The 14,965-nt window shown below is 70.6% G+C and carries 9 protein-coding genes; 6 read left to right on the forward strand and 3 right to left on the reverse strand.

What is annotated here, in order from left to right:
* Positions 1-9 precede the first annotated feature (9 nt).
* Positions 10-399: a RidA family protein gene (locus tag JRI60_RS09935; protein ID WP_204225602.1), complete on the reverse strand. Its 390-nt coding sequence runs from the start codon at positions 397-399 to the stop codon at positions 10-12.
* 336 nt (positions 400-735) lie between these two features.
* Here JRI60_RS09935 and JRI60_RS09940 point away from each other — a divergent pair, with 336 nt between their 5' ends.
* The 6 genes from JRI60_RS09940 (at position 736) to JRI60_RS09965 (ending at position 9,903) form a co-directional block, all read left to right on the forward strand.
* Entirely contained in the window at positions 736-2,355 is a 1,620-nt protein-coding gene (locus tag JRI60_RS09940) for a peptide chain release factor 3 (RefSeq protein WP_204225603.1), read from the forward strand.
* A 268-nt stretch (positions 2,356-2,623) separates the two neighbouring features.
* The gene (locus JRI60_RS09945) at positions 2,624-3,313 is read left to right on the forward strand and encodes a DUF5819 family protein (protein WP_204225604.1); all 690 of its coding nucleotides are present in this window, start codon (positions 2,624-2,626) and stop codon (positions 3,311-3,313) included.
* Positions 3,314-3,342: 29 nt separating this feature from the next.
* Positions 3,343-4,338: an HTTM domain-containing protein gene (locus JRI60_RS09950; RefSeq protein WP_204225605.1), complete on the forward strand. Its 996-nt coding sequence runs from the start codon at positions 3,343-3,345 to the stop codon at positions 4,336-4,338.
* On the forward strand, positions 4,335-4,619 hold the full coding sequence (locus JRI60_RS09955) for a hypothetical protein (RefSeq protein ID WP_204225606.1): 285 nt from the start codon (positions 4,335-4,337) through the stop codon (positions 4,617-4,619). Before JRI60_RS09950 ends, JRI60_RS09955 begins: the two co-directional genes overlap by 4 nt.
* A 125-nt stretch (positions 4,620-4,744) precedes the next feature.
* On the forward strand, positions 4,745-7,396 hold the full coding sequence (locus tag JRI60_RS09960; RefSeq protein ID WP_204225607.1) for a carboxypeptidase-like regulatory domain-containing protein: 2,652 nt from the start codon (positions 4,745-4,747) through the stop codon (positions 7,394-7,396).
* A 104-nt stretch (positions 7,397-7,500) separates the two neighbouring features.
* Positions 7,501-9,903, forward strand: coding sequence for a PEP/pyruvate-binding domain-containing protein (locus JRI60_RS09965; RefSeq protein ID WP_204225608.1), 2,403 nt, complete (start codon positions 7,501-7,503; stop codon positions 9,901-9,903).
* 6 nt (positions 9,904-9,909) lie between these two features.
* On the opposite strand, the gene JRI60_RS09970 is transcribed toward JRI60_RS09965, so the two are convergent.
* Together JRI60_RS09970 and JRI60_RS09975 are read right to left on the reverse strand one after the other, a co-directional pair.
* Positions 9,910-13,905, reverse strand: a complete 3,996-nt coding sequence (locus JRI60_RS09970) for a protein kinase domain-containing protein (protein WP_204225609.1) — start codon at positions 13,903-13,905, stop codon at positions 9,910-9,912.
* A 45-nt stretch (positions 13,906-13,950) separates the two neighbouring features.
* Positions 13,951-14,943, reverse strand: coding sequence for a hypothetical protein (locus JRI60_RS09975; protein WP_204225610.1), 993 nt, complete (start codon positions 14,941-14,943; stop codon positions 13,951-13,953).
* Between the last annotated feature and the right edge of the window lie 22 nt (positions 14,944-14,965).

Consider the following 14,965-nt stretch of genomic DNA (forward strand, 5'->3'; position numbering starts at 1 on the left):
AGCGGACGCTCACTCGGGCAGGAGGGCGTCGGCTTCGATCTCCACGAGCATGGCCGGGTCGATGAGACGGCTGACCTGGACCATGCTGGTGGCGGGCCGGATGGTGGCGAAGAATTCGCCATGGGCCCGGCCGACCTCTTCCCAGCGGGAGATGTCGGTCACGTACATGCGGGTGCGGACGACGTGCTCCATCCGGGCACCGAGGGCCTCGAGGGCGGTCTGGATGTTGCGCAGGGCCTGGACGGCCTGCGCGTAGGCGTCTCCCTGGCCCACGAGGGAGCCGGAGGCATCGGTGGCGGTGGTGCCGGAGACGGAGATGAAAGGTCCCACGCGGACGGCGCGGGAGTAGCCCACGCGCGGTTCCCAGGGGGTACCGGTCGAGTAGGTGGTGCGTTGCATGGTGATGACTCCAGGGAGGCGAAGGTGGGGTAGACCCTCACCCTAGCCCTCTCCCAGAGGGAGAGGGGACATCCACGGTGAGCAACCGAGTCAGACCCTCTCCCTCTGGGAGAGGGACGGGGTGAGGGTAAGGGGCTACTCGGGTTCCCCCCATCCCCCGCTCCACGGGTTGGAGAACGGGGACACCTCCCCTCACCCAGACCCTCTCCCGGAGGGAGAGGGGACATACACGGAGTACGAACAGGGCTCGTCTGCCCGGAAGCACTCCGGCGGACCGGTACCGACACGTGGAACCCCGCGAAAAAACGTACGCCCCGTGATAGTTCCTCTCCCGATATGGCATCCGAGCTCGACCAGGAGGTCGCCCGACGGCGCACCTTCGCGATCATCTCCCACCCCGACGCGGGTAAGACCACCCTCACCGAGAAGCTGCTGCTCTACGGCGGCGCCATCCACCTGGCCGGTAGCGTGAAGGCTCGCCGTGCGAGCCGCCACGCCACCAGCGACTGGATGGAGCTGGAGAAGGAGCGCGGAATCTCCGTGACCTCCTCGGTGCTCCAGTTCCCCTACCGCGGGCACGCGGTCAACCTGCTGGACACGCCGGGCCACCAGGACTTCTCCGAGGACACCTACCGCACGCTGGCGGCGGCGGACTCGGCGGTGATGCTCATCGACGCGGCCAAGGGTGTCGAGCCGCAGACCAAGAAGCTCTTCAAGGTCTGCCGCATGCGAGGCATCCCCATCTTCACCTTCGTCAACAAGCTCGACCGCTTCGGCCGCGCGCCGCTGGAGCTCATGGACGAGCTGGAGCAGGTGCTGGGCATCCGCGCCTATCCCATGAACTGGCCCATCGGCATGGGGCCGGAGTTCCGGGGCGTGTATGACCGGCAGTCCAAGGTGGTGCACGTCTTCTCCGCGGCGGGCCGCCATGGCGAGTCCGAGGTCGAGGAGCGCTCCGTGCACATCGACTCGGACGACATCCTGTCGGTGCTGACCGAGCGCGAGCTGGCCACGCTCAAGGAGGAGATCGAGCTGCTGGACATCGGCGGCGACGAGTTCACCCGGGAGAAGGTGGCCTCGGGACAGCTCACGCCCATGTTCTTCGGCAGCGCGATGACGAACTTCGGCGTGCGGCCGTTCCTGGACCACTTCCTGGAGCTGGCGCCGGCGCCCACCTCGCGTCCGACGAAGGACGGGCCGCGCGAGCCCACGCACCCGAAGTTCGCGGGCTTCGTGTTCAAGATTCAAGCGAACATGGACCCGTCGCACCGCGACCGCATCGCGTTCATGCGGGTGGTGTCGGGCCGGTACATCAAGGGGATGAGCGCGTTCCACTCGCGGCTGGGCAAGGAAGTGCGCCTGGCCAAGCCGAGCCAGTTCCTGGCGGCCGAGCGCACGGCCATCGAGGACGCGTGGCCGGGGGACGTCATCGGGCTGTTCGATCCGGGCATGTTCCGCATCGGCGACACGCTGTGCGAGGGCGAGGACCTGCTCTTCGAGAGCGTGCCGCGCTTCAGCCCGGAGTACTTCGCCATCGTCCGCTCGAAGGATCCGCTGCGCCGCAAGCAGATGGAGAAGGGCCTGGAGCAGCTCTCCGAGGAGGGCACGGTGCAGATCTTCCAGCAGCTCGGGATGGGGATGAAGGATCCCATCGTGGGCGTGGTGGGAGCGCTGCAGTTCGAGGTGCTCCAGTACCGGGTGGAGCACGAGTACGGGGCCCGCATCATGCTGGACCGGCTGCCCTTCAGCCACGCGCGCTGGGTGGTGGGGCCGAACTTCGATCCGAAGAGCTTCGACTGGGAGGGCAACCGTCAGACGGTGCAGGACCGCGACGGGCTGCCGCTGGTGCTCTTCCGGGATGACTGGGCGCTGCAGCACGCCGAGGAGAAGCACCCGGAGCTGAAGTTCCTGTCGGCGGCGCCGCAGCTGCGCCAGCTGGCCGCGACGGGCTCGTAAAAGTCCTCGCCGTGAGGGTGTGGAAGAGGGCCGGGGGCGCAATCCCCCGGCCCTCTTCGCGTTTGTAGCCACCGAGGCAACACACTGGCGCTCCTGCCTTCACGATGCCGCTGTAGCCGCCAGGGCAACATCCACGTCTGTCTTCACAATGTCTCTGTAGCCTTCAAAGCAACACACATTTTGTCTTCAGGAATCGACAAGCCAGTATTCACATCCCGTGAGCCTTTGTGTATAAGAATAGGCAGGAATCGCGAGATTCGGAGGGGCCATGGCGTCGACTTCCGAAGGAATGGGGCGTTCCCTGGTTCGGGTGCTCCCTGGCTTGTTGGCAGCGGTGTTGTTCTTCCATTTCGGGATGACGGCGCTCTACCTGACGCCGCTCAATCCCATCAAGGTGGCGCTCCTGCCGAAGCTGGAGGGCTACATGCAGCCCTTCTTCGAGCAGCGCTGGGAGCTGTTCGCGCCCAACCCGGTGGTGGATACGCGCCTGTTGCTGGTGGCGTGCCGGGTGACGGACGAGGCGGGGCAGGTGACGGAGCAGCCGTGGACGAACGTGAGCGCTCCCCTGCGAACGCTCAAGGAGCGCTACCGGCTGACGGCTGCGGATCGCATTGATCGCGCGCAGATGACGGCGATGCACCTGCTCTTCGCGAAGCCAGACGCGCTCTCCGAGAAGTTGCAGGCCAATCCCGAGGAGACGCCGGAGTACAAGAAGGCCATCGAGCTCATCGAGAAGCAGCGCAAATCCAAACAAGAGCTGGGCCGGGAGATGATGGCGCGCATGGCCTCGGTGGAGTGTGATCGCCTCCACGGGGAGGGGCGGACGAAGGAAGTGCGGGTCCGCCAGGTGACGGTGAAGTCCCCTCCGTTCTCGCAGCGGTGGAGTCCGGCGGACTCGGGGACGAGCTCGTACATCGATTTCGAGTGGCTGCCCTATCAGCGGGTCGCCACCTACTGAGCAACGGTCGCAATCGAAGGGAGGTCCTTATGTCCGACGGGCATTGGCAGCGCTTTGTCGAATGGGCGGGCCGCGACCGGATGCGGGTGGGCGCGAGCCTCTTCCGGGTGGTGGGGGGGATCGCCATCCTCATCGAGTACCTGCTGAACTACGCCCAGCGGCACTACTTCTTCGGGCCGGACGGGCTGTGGCCCTGGGATGTATTCGCCGCGCACGCCACGGGCACGCCCGCCTTCTCCGTCTACGCGTGGAGCCGCTCCCCCATCTACTTCGAGGTCTGCTTCCACCTGGGCATCCTGGTGTCCGTGCTGTGGCTGGTGGGCTGGCGGACGCGGTGGATGACGCCGCTGTGCTTCGTGTTCTGGTGGTCCATGCACCAGCGCTTCCCCTCGCTCTGGGATGGAGGGGACAACCTGATGCGGCTGGCGCTCCTCTACGCCATGTTCGCGGACGTGGGGGCCTATTTCTCCGTGGACGCGCAGCGGCGCGCCAGGCTTCCCCCGCGGCCGGAGTGGCAGCGGCAGGCCCTGTCCATGCTGCACAACGCGGCCCTCCTCGCCTTCGCGATGCAGATCAGCCTCGTCTATGGCGTGGCCGGGCTCTACAAGGTGCAGGGCGAGCCCTGGCGAGAGGGGACGGCGCTCTACTACGCCATGCGCGGCGGCCAGTTCGTCTGGCCCGGGGTGAGCGACCTCTTCTACCAGAATGCCTATCTCATGACGGCCCTGTCGTACGGGACGGTGGCCTTCCAGATCGCCTTTCCCTTCCTGCTGTTGATGAACCGGTACACGCGGCTGCTCGCCGTCTGCATCGGTGTGTCGTTCCACGTCGGCATCTGTCTGTTCCTGGGTCTGGTCACCTTCTCGCTCTTCATGATGGCCGTGGACCTGGCCCTCATCGGTGACGAGGAGTACCTCGCGGCGGGGCGGTGGTGGGCGCGGGTGTCAGCGAAGCTCAGAGCCCGATGGCCGAGTGCGAGTTTCCCGAGTGCCGTACCCCCCACAACCAAAGGAGAAGTGAGATGAAGCTGCTTGCTCGTTTTGCCCTGCTCGGCCTCGCTGGTGGCCTGCTGGGTGCCTCGTTCTCGATGCCCGCGGCCGCCGCCGTGTCCGACGCCCACACCGACTACGCCGGCGTGGCCTCCAGGTCCGCGTCCGATCTCGAGGAGGCGTACGTCTACGAGTACCTCTACGTGTACTGCGACGACTACATCTACTACTACCGCTACGAGTACGGCGCCGTGGAGGAGGTGCCCACCAGCCAGGTGCTGACGCAGGCCACCTCGGATCGCATCTTCGACCGGTAATCCCATCAGTGCTCCGGGTCTGGACTCCCCAGGCCGGGCCCGGCGCTCGTGGTGGATGTCCATGTCCGGAGCGGTGGAGCCCACCGTTCCGGGCCCTTGCTCGTTGTCTGGATGATGAGGGTTGGATGGTTCGGAACCTGGCTGGCGGCATCGGTGTTGCGCTCGCGGTGGGACTGCTCACCTTCTTCCTCATGAGGCCCGATCCGGTGCCTCCTCCCGCGCCCACCCGGGCGGCGGCGCCCGCCCAGCGGGCCACCACTCCCGTGGCCCGTGCGTCCGCGGAGAGCGTGCCCATTCCCCTCGTGGTGGCGCCCGATGCACCGGGGCGGCTGCGCCTGGAGGGCGTGGTGTTGGGCGGTGACGAGCTGCCCGTGGCGGGTGCGGTGGTGACGATCGACTCGCAGCCTCCGCGCTCGCTGAGCACGGAGAAGAACGGAACTTTTGTTTTCGAGGGCCTCGCGCCGAGGACCTACCGCGTCGAGGCCCGCCAGGGAGCCTCCGTGGCGTTGCCGGCCACCGTCCGGCTCAATGAGGGGACGGAGCCCCTCACCCTGCGGCTGCGCTTCGCCGCCACCGTGGAGGTGGCGGTGGTGGAGCGGTGGACGGGGCGCGAGGTGGAGGGGGCGAGCGTGGAGCTCCGAGGCCAGGAGACGCTCACCGGCTCGACGGGGGGCGGGGGCCGAGCGCGGTTCGAGGGCGTGCTGCCGGGGCGCTATGTGGTGAAGGCCTCGACGCCGGCCCATGCGCCGGCCCTGCAGCCCCTCATCGTGGGGGACTCACCGCTGAGCTCGCAGCAGGTGCGGGTGGAGCTGGCCACGGGCTCGGCCGTCTCGGGTGAGGTGGTGGACGCGCGAGGCCGGCCGCTGGAGGGCGTGCCGGTGATGGCCGAGCGTGTCACCGACGTGGTGTCGTTGGGGGATGCGCGCCGGGACGCGGTGCACACGGATGCGCGCGGCCGGTGGCGTGTCCCGATGTTGGAGCCGGGCATGTATCGCTTCGTGGCGGGCTCCGACTCCCAGGCTCCAGGTGTCTCCGAGCCGGTGTCGGTGGACGGGCAGCGGGAGCGCGAGGGCGTCGTCATCTCCCTGCCGGAGCCGGCGCGGCTCGCGGGGCGGGTGGTGGGGCGTGATGGGAGCCCGGTGGCCCATGCCCTGGTGCGCGTGGCCATCAGCCAGGGGCCGCTCGGCGTGTCGCTGGCGCGCCAGGTCCAGTGCGACGCGTCCGGTGGTTTCGTCTTCGAGGGCCTGCCGCGGAAGATGGTGGACGTGGTGGCGCTGCACGAGAGCGCCACGTCGGCGACGCACAAGGTGGACCTGGGGGAGCGCTCCGAGCGCACGGAGGTGGTGCTGGCGCTCGACGCGGACCTGTCCATCGAGGGCGAGGTGTTCTCGTCGGAGACGGGGGCGCCGGTGCCGGAGGCCGTGGTGCTGGCCGAGCCGATGTCCGGCGCGGCCCGGAGCCGGGTGGAGCGGACGCTGCGCGGCAGCCTGTCGGTCATCACGGACGCCTCGGGCCGGTTCGAGCTGCGGGGATTGCGCCCCGGCAGCTACCAGCTCAAGGCGGCGCCTCCGGGAACGTCCCTGGAGCGGCGCACCTCGTGGCTGCGTCCAGCGACGCGGCTGGAGGCCGGGGCGCGTGGCGTGAAGCTGCGGCTCGTGGCGGACGGCAAGGTGAAGGGCCGCGTGCAGCGGGAGGACGGGAGCATCCCTCAGTTCTTCTCGGTGTCCGTGGGCGGGGGCGTGGCGGGCGCCGTGGGCAACGGCGGTACGGGCGAGTTCATCATCCCGGACGTCCCCGCCGGTACGCATGTGCTGCGCGTCTCCGGCCCCGACTTCGTGAGCAGGACGCTGGAGGCCGTGCAGGTCTCACCCGGGCAGGAGAAGGACGTGGGGACGCTCACCGTGGATGGGGGACGCCGCGTCTCCGGGCGCGTGCTGCTGCCGGATGGCGCTCCCGCCGCGGGCGCCACCGTCTCCGTGTCCCGGGACATGCAGGGCAGGGGAGTGGTGGCGGGTCCCGCCGCCGCCGCCATGTCGGATCTGCGGCAGGTCACCACCCGGGAGGATGGGAGCTTCGTGCTGGAGGGCATCGGCATCGTCCCCCTCGGCCTGGCGGCGGAGCACCCCCAATACGGCCGCTCCGCCCAGATCCTCATTCCCTCCGGTGTGGAAGAGGTCCGGCGCGACTTGCTGCTGGAGCCCACGGGGACGCTGACGGGACGGGTCGTGCAGCGCGGTCAGCCCGTGAGCGGCGCGCTCGTGCTCGCCAGCATCAAGGGCGCACCCTCCGGCGGCTCCGGAGTGACGACGGGCACGGACGGCACCTTCCACTTCGGCACGCTCACCCCGGGCACCTACTCCGTCGTGGCGATGCTCGACGGCAGCGCGGGCCAGCAGATGAAGCAGGCCACCGTGGAGGTGCGGGCCACGGAGGCGGCGCGGTTGGACATCGACATCCCCCAGGGCGACATCACGCTCGAGGTGGCGGCCCAGCCGCAGGCCAACGCGCGCTACCGCGAGGCGCGCCTGTTCCTCGAGCCGTTCCAGCAAGGAGCGCCAGCGGGGCAGGGCGCGGTGAAGACGGAGCAGCTGTCGGTCGAGACGCCCGCGCGGTTCACCCAGCTGGTGCCCGGCTCCTACAAGCTGTGCGTGGTGCCGCCGGGAGTGGCTCCGGACGCGGGGACGGGCGCGCCGGCTCCCAAGCCCCGGTGCAGCTTCATCGCCGTGTCCGAGGCCCCGGCCGTCCAGCAGATGGCACTCTCCCTCGACATGCCCTGAGGTACCTTTGGACAAGGCCATGAAGAACGAAGGAGGAGCATCACCGGTGGAGGATTTCGGGTCTCCGTGCCGCCATCGTGACGCGGCGCCCATATGATGGGCGGATGACGACGACGGTCTGCTTCTTTCGGGAGCTCACGGACGCGCAGGCGCCCCTGGCGGGTGGCAAGGGGCGGACGCTTGCCCAGCTGTATCGAGCGGGCCATCCGGTTCCGAATGGCTTCATCGTGCTGCCCGGTGCCTTCGAGGACGACACGCTCCGGCCTTCGGCCTGGGAGCAGGTTCGCGCGGCGCTGGTCCGGTTGCGGGCGGAGCAGCCGGGCCGCTCGTTCGCGGTCCGCTCCTCGGGCCTGAGCGAGGACTCCGCGCGGGCCTCGTTCGCGGGCGAGTTCGAGACCGTGCTCGACGTGCGCGAGGATGAGGACGTGCGGCGCGCGCTCGAGACCGTTCGCCGGTCGCGTCACGCGGGCCGCGTCGCGGCCTACAGTCAGGCACAAGGGTTCACGTCCGCTCACGAGGTCGCCGTCGTCGTCCAGGTACTCGTCCCGGCGGACTTCGCGGGGGTGCTGTTCACCGCCGACCCGGTGACCGGCAACCGCGTGACGATCGTCGGCAACTACGTGCGGGGCCTGGGCGAGCGTCTGGTCGCGGGCGACACGAACGCACCGTCCTTCACGCTGCGCCGGCCGGGGGGCGACTACGCCGGCCCCGAGGAGCTGCGCCGCCATGCGCGGCAACTGTACCGGCTCGCGGTGCGGCTCGAGCGGGAGCTCGGCGCGCCACAGGACATCGAGTGGGCGATCGCCGGTGGCAAGCTCGCCCTGTTGCAGGCGCGGCCGATCACCACCCTGCGCGGCCACGACCCGGCGACGGGCGAGTGGAACGACAGTCTGACCGGCGACTACCTGTGGACGAGCACGAACCTCGGTGAGGCGGTGCCCGATGTGATGACGCCGTGCTCCTGGTCTCTCTTCCAGGTGTTCATCGCCGAGACGCTGCCGCTGCTCTACTTTGGCGGCCACCGGCCGATCGGCAACATCGGTGGGCGGGTCTACATGAACCTGAGCCTGACCGCGACGCTGGGCGCGGCGTTTGGCGTCAGCCGGAAGCGGCTCACCGAAGCGAGCGAGGAGGCCTTCGGCAGGCTCCCGGACGATCTGGAGATTCCCACGTTCCCGGTGTCGCGCTGGGGCGTGCTCCGAGAGCTGCTGCCGGGCGTGCTGCGCCTCAAGCGTCGCGTGCGCGCCAATCAGAAGCGGCTGCCCGAGTTCCTCGCCACGGCGCCAGCGCGCTGCGAGGCGCTGCTCGCCCGGATCCAGGCCACGTCCAGCGCGGCGGAGTTGAGCTCGCTGTGGAAGAATGACCTTGCGCCATTCTTCCACGAGTGCTGCCACATGCTGGAGGCAGGCGCTCGAAGCAAGGGGAACCCCGCCGTGGGGCTTCGGCGTGAGCTGCGCGAGCTGATGGGAGATGCCGATACCAACGCGCTGCTCTCGGGGGTGAGCACGGGCTCGAGTCAGCTCGCGAGCCTCGGGCCGCTCCTGGGGCTCACGCAGGTGGCTCGCGGAGAGCTCGACCGAGCGACCCATGCGCGGCGGTACGGCCACCGCGGTCCGCATGAGTTCGAGGTCTCCACCCCGAGGCCGGCGGAGGATCCGGCGTGGGTCGATCGGCAGCTCGCCGGCTTGCGCGATGCTCCGGTGGACGCGAACGCGTTGCTCGCGCGTCAGAAGGAGGCGCACGAGGCCGCGTGGGAGCGGTTCCGGCAACGCTACCCGCGCCGGGCCTCGGCGATCCGCCGCCGCCTCGACGAGGTGGTCCACTGGGCCCATGACCGGGAGGCCGCGCGTTCGGAGCTGGTCCGCGTGTTCTGGCCCCTGCGCGCGTTCGTTCAACGCGCCGGTGCGCTCACCGGACAGGGCGAGGCCCTCTTCTTCCTGTCGATCGATGAAATCCTCGCCGTCCTGGGGGGTGATGCCGCGTCGCTCGCCTTCATCCCGGCCCGGCGTGAGACCTACGCGCGCTATCGCGCGTTGCCGCCCTATCCGGTGCTGATTCGCGGTCGATTCGACCCGTTTCAGTGGGCGGCGGATCCACGGCGACGCGGCGACAGGTTCGACGCGCGGGGCGAGGGGGCGCCCGCCAGCGATGCGATCACCGGCTTCCCGGGTGCGGCCGGGGTCGTCGAGGGACGGGCGCGGGTGCTCCTCTCCGCCGACGAGGGCGAGCGTTTGGAGCCTGGGGAGATCCTCGTGACGAGCGTGACGAACGTCGGGTGGACGCCCCTGTTCCCGCGCGCGGCCGCGGTCGTCACGGACATTGGCGCGCCGCTGTCGCACGCGGCGATCGTCGCGCGCGAGCTGGGCATCCCCGCCGTGGTCGGCTGTGGAAACGCGACGATGCGGCTGCGCACGGGCGACCGGGTGCGGGTCAACGGTGGGCAGGGCACGGTGGAGGTGCTCCGGGCGGCGGAGGGCCCGGACGTCTCGACGGACGCCGCACGGTAGCCGGTATCACCGGGGAACGGAGGTGGGCTCCTCCGTGGCGAGGGCCTGCTCCAGGCTGCGCCGCAACCGGGAGCGCATGATGTTGGGAATCCGCTCCGCGCGCCGCAGGGCCTCCTTCAGCAGCCCGACCGCCTGCTGGCGCTCGCCCCGCCTCAACCGGGCCAGGGCCTGCAGCTCCAGCACTTCCAGCGGCTCCTGCTCGATGGAGCAGGCGTCCGCGCGCGCCTGCAATTCCCGCCACTCCTCGGGCCGGGCCGGGCGTGTGGCCAGCTCCACCAGCGAGAAGAGGACGGATTCGGAGGGGCTGAGCTCCACCCCAGGCCGCTCCGCCAGGGCCTGGCGGAGCGTCCGCAGCACCTGGCGAGCCCGTGCCTCGTGCCCCTGGTAGGCCAGCACCCTCGCTCGTAACAGCAGGCCCCACGGCCGCGAGGCCATTTCCGGATGGTTGCGCTCCAGCTCCACCGCCCGGGCGATGTGGGGCTCGGCCCTCCGGACATCCCCCTCCTGGTAGTACAGCTCCCCCAGGTTGTGCTCGGCGAAGTACTCCCAGCCCACCATGCCCAGCTCGCGACCCAACCGCATGAATCGCTGCTGATCCTCCCGGGCCCTCGCCGGCTCGTTGCGCGCCACCCAGAGGTTGCGGCGGTTGTTGAGGGCGCTGCCCAGGTGCAGCCTGTCTCCGCGTTCGGTGCAGGCGGCGATGCACTCCTCCATCACGCGGTGGGCCTCGTCGATGTGCCCGAGGTTGGGGAGGATGACTCCCCGCAACAGCAGGGAGACGATGAGGATCTCGTAGCCCGCGTCTCCCTGGCGGCGGGCCCGGTTCGCGGCGGCCTCGAGCTGGATGCGGGCCTCCTCCCACTGGCCCTGGCGGAATTGGACCAGTCCCATGCCCAGCAACAGCCGCGCCTGCAGGCGGCGCGTGTCCAACCGGTGGGTGACGGTCAGCTCCATGGCCTGGTGGACGCGCTCCTCGGCACGTGCGTAGTCGTTGGTCCAGTCCAGGGCGGTGACCTCGTCCAGCAGCACCTCCACTTCGTCGAGCGGCTGGCCGAGCCGCCGGGCCAGCTCGCGGGCACGGGCGAAGTCGGTCAGCGAGTCCTCGTGGCGGCCCACCCGGTAGCGCATCAGTCCGCGGCCGCGCAGCGCGGTGAGGCCGCGCAGGGCGTCCGTCTCCGGCAGCAGCTCCAGGGCATGGCTGTAGTGGGCCTCGGCCTCCAGGTAGGCGTGGTGGCCGCGGGCCGATTCGGCCAGGTCGATGTAGAGGGCGGCGGCCTCCTCGCGCAGACCGGCGGCGGCGGCATGGTGGGCCAGCCGGGGCAGGCGCGTGTGCTCGCGGCGCCCCAGGTAGTAGCGGTGCGCGGCACGGTGGAGCTGCCGGCGCTGGAGCTCGGACAGGCCGCGGGCCACCACCTCCCGCATCAGCTCGTTGCGGAAGGACAGACTCTCCGGAGCCTGGACCACCAGCAGTCCCAGCTCCACCAGGCGGCGGGAGGCATGGCGCGCATCCAGGGGGAAGTCGGCCGCGGCCTCCTCGCGCACCAGCTCGCGCACCACGCCCTCCACCTCCTCGAGCGAGAAGTCGCCGCCGAGCAGGGCGCACAGGCGGGCATGGGCGGTCAGCTCGGCGGGCAGGGCCCTCAGCTCCTGGTGGGTCAGCCACTCCACCTGGTGCAGCTCTGGCATCCGCTCCAGCTCGTCCGTGGCCAGGTACCAGCTTCCCCCGGGGCGCTGGCGCACCAGGCCCAGGCGCTTGAGGCCGCGCACCAGCTCGATGAGGAAGAGGGGCACGCGCTGGGCTCGCTCGGCCAGCCGCTCCAGCGCCTCGGTGGGCACGTTCTCCGCGGGGTGGAGCGCGGTGCGGCACAGCTCCACGGCGCTGGCTGGGGACAGGGGGCCGAGCCGCAGGGGGGGGGCATGGGCGGCGCGGCGGGCCTTGTGGGGGCGGCCGTCCTCGAAGCCGGGGCGGGCCAGCACGCACACCCAGAGGGGCAGGGAGGCGCTGGCGCGGGTGGCGTACTCGAGCGCGTCCAGGGCCGTGTCCTCGGCGAAGTGGGCGTCGTCCAGCAGCAGCAGCAGGGGACGGGCGCGGGCACTGGCGAGCAGCAGCTCTCCGGTGGCGCGCACGGTGAGGGAGCGCAGGGCGCCGGGGGCGGCCGCGACGGACCGCAGCTCGCCGGTGGGCGGGTGTCCCCCCAGGCAGGCGTGCACCGCGGGCCACAGCTCTCGGGCCAGCTCCGGACCCAGCAGCTCCTCGCCGCGCGCGAGCCATTCGGCCGGGCCGCCCGCCGGCTCCCCTCCCCACGCGCTCAGCACGCCCCGCAGCAACTGGCGCAGGGTGCCCTGGGATTCGCCTTGTGCCGGCGGGCGCGCCCGCAGCGTGGCCACGCGGGCCTCCGGGACGCGCTCGTTCAGGTACTGGAGGAGGGCGGCGGCCAGGTGGCTCTTGCCCTGGCCCCGCTCTCCCAGCACGGTGGCGAGGGTGGCGGCCCGTTCCCGGACCGCCGTGCGCGCGCTTCGCAACAGCGCTTCCAGCTCCTGCTGCCGGCCCACCAGCACGCCATGGCGGAGGGGGACCACGGTGCTGTCGTCCTGGACGTCCGCGGGCGGGGCCCGGCGGAAGAGGCCCTCGAGCTCCGGTACCGGGACGTAGGCCCCCTCCGGCAGCAACGTCACCGCCGCCGCCGTCAGCAGCGGCGTGGCCGGGCCCTTCGGGGTGGGGTAGCGCGCCGGGTGGGAGAAGCTGGCGCTCAGGTAGCGCGGGGGACCGTTGGGGCGGCGCAGCACCCTCACCGTGGCGACGTCCACCAGCGCGGTGGAGGCCAACCCCTCGGCGCACAGCCGCTCGGCGCACTGGCGGGCGGCGCGGAGGGGATCCGTCTGCACCTCCGGATCGAAGATGGCCGCGAAGCGGGTGCCCTCGTGGAAGGAGAGGTGTCCGGCATCGAGGGACAGTGCCTTCTGGAGGGTGAGGGGGTTGGCTCCCGAGCGCAGGTGGAGCAGGGCCACGGAGCGCTGCTCGGGCGGGGCGGAAGGAGGGGAGGGGCGGGGGGAGCGGGACGGGGCGGGCGCGGGCGCGGGCCGCTCCAGTGCCCGCCGCAGGGCCAGGCCCAGCTCGCTCGCGGAGGCGTAGCGGCGGGGGCGCTCCTTCTCCAGACAGCGCAGCACCACCTCCTCGAGGGCGGTGGACACCTCGGCCAGCTCCGAGGGCCGGGGTGGGCGGCGCGAGAGGTGGGCATGGACGACGTCCACGGCGGGGCCGAAGAAGGGAGGCCGGCCGGTGAGCATCTCGTAGAGGAGCACGCCCGCGGCGTACACGTCCGTGCGCTCGTCCAGGTCCCCCTCTCCCGCGCACTGCTCGGGCGCCATGTACTCGGCGGTCCCCGCGCAGTCGAGCTCCACGCCGCGGGCCTCCCCGTGTGCGCCAGGGCGCAGGGGCCGCGCCAGGCCGAAGTCGAAGAGGCCCACGGCGTGGGACTCCTCATCGAGGAAGAGGTTCTCCGGCTTGAGGTCGCAGTGGAGGAAGCCGCGGCGGTGGACGGTGTCGAGCGCCTCCGCCAGCGCCACCCCGTGGCGGCCCGCCTCGGGCAGCGGGCCTCCCTGCCGTGCCAGCCGGGCCGCGAGCGTCGGGTGGGAGATGAACCGCATGACGAGGTAGGGGCGGCCCCCGTCCAGCAGGCCCGTCTCGTACACCTCGGGCACGGTGGGAGGGCCGATGGCGCGCAGGGCCTCGGCCTCCAGCCCCGGGGCGCCTCCGCCCGATGGGCTGGCGCGGTGGGCCAGCTTGATGGCGACGCGCTGGCCGTCGCCCTGGCGCCGGGCGGCGAGCAGCGTGCCGAAGCCACCCTTCGCCACCGTGTGCTCCAGCGTGTAGCCGGGGAGGGACAGGGAGGGCAGCGGCGGCAGCGTCGTGGTGATGCGTTCCTGGTAGGCGTGGCGGCCGTCGGGACATTGGGGGTGATCTTTGTCCCAACGCCGTCCACAGCTCAGACAGCGCGGCATGGCATCCTCTCAATCCCAGACACGGAGCGTGGGTCTCGGGCCTCGTCAGGGGCAGATGCCGCAGTCGGACGCGCACCTGTTGTAGCTCATCCCCGTTCCGTTCCTGGAGGTGTCACAGGACTCGGAGATCTGACACACCCCATCCCCACACTGATGGATATCCGCCGGGCGGAGCTTCGTGGTGAGGGGCTGGTAGGATTTCTTTCCGTAGGTGCAGCTCGTGTAGATGCCGGTCCTCCTGTCCATCGCACAGAAGGTGGCGCAATTGCCGACATGGATGAGCGGAGCGCATTCCACGCTCATTCCGTAGGCCTGCGACGAGAGGCCGCACGCCCGGGCACTGCTCTCCGCGGGAGTCGTGTAGACGCGATCGTTGCACGAGAAGATGCCCTCCCCGGTGAAGAGGTTGCCGAAGAAGGCCGCCTCCGGCTCGGTGTAGGTGGTGGCCTCGTTGGCGTCCATCCCAATGGAGGTGCCGCGCGCGTCCCATCCCAGGACCGAGATGTCGACATGCAGGCCGAACTTGTTGACGTGCGCCGCCAGGCACGCCGTGACGAGCTGCTGCTCGCGCTCGGAGATGGGCTTGCCGCTGACCCAGTCGGGCGTGAGCCCCAGCCTCCCGTACCAGGTGTAGGTGGTGTTGCTGTCCTTCGTCCACGTGAGGCTGCTCCCCGCGGGGTAGGTGCAGGCCACCACGTAGGTCATCACCATGTTCGAGTATCCCCCTGGATTGGAGTCGAACCATGTCTTGAACTCGGGGGTGGACAGGCCATGGGTGGACAGGCCATGGGTGGACAGGCCATTGGTGGACAAGCCATTGGTGGACAGGCCATTGGTGGACAGGCCATTGGGGGTCATGCCGTTGCCGGAGCCCAGGGCGTGGTGCTCCGTCTCCAGCTCCTCGCCGGAAGACGCCGGAGCACTCCCGCCACAGCCCGAAGCCAGCCACGACAGGGTCACGATGGCGAGGAGGGTGATCGTCTCGTGGACCCGGTGGCCACGAGAAACAGTCGGCTGACCACTGTGGGGGTTTGACATATCGTCCCTCCAAGGCAATTAT

Source organism: Archangium violaceum, from assembly GCF_016887565.1.
In the GTDB taxonomy this organism is placed as follows: Bacteria; Myxococcota; Myxococcia; order Myxococcales; family Myxococcaceae; genus Archangium; species Archangium violaceum_B.